1 protein-coding gene is annotated in these 412 nt (G+C 41.5%); it reads right to left on the reverse strand.

Going from position 1 to position 412, the window contains the following annotated elements:
* A partial coding sequence (locus N2257_03910) for a hypothetical protein (protein MCX7793540.1) occupies positions 1 to 412 on the reverse strand: 412 nt, incomplete at both ends.

Genomic DNA, 412 nt, shown 5'->3' on the forward strand with positions numbered 1-412 from the left:
TGCCTGCAATGACCATTGAGCCATCAGGAAGTGAGAGTATTGATGAGGCCTCATTATTATCCATTGTGCCAAAGGTCTTTAGCCAGTAGTCTGTCTGGGTGCTGAAAAGGGCAATACATGTTCTGTCTTCATTCATGAGAACATTACCATCATCGCAGTCATCATTACCGAGCCAGCCTGAAAATACACTTCCTGGCTCAGGTATTGCTCTAAGACTGACATAAGTGTTGATTAAATAATTCTCACTGCAGTCATCACCACAGTCTATTCCTCCTGGGTCACTTATTACCCTTCCACTTCCAGCACCTGCCTTAGTTATTGTAAAGTTTTTTGTCTCAGAAGACTGGATAAAATTTGCTAGGCGGTGGTTATCTGAATAAATTGATATTCCACAATAATTGTTGTGAGAGCA

The organism is Thermodesulfovibrionales bacterium (assembly GCA_026417875.1).
Taxonomy (GTDB): domain Bacteria; phylum Nitrospirota; class Thermodesulfovibrionia; order Thermodesulfovibrionales; family CALJEL01; genus CALJEL01.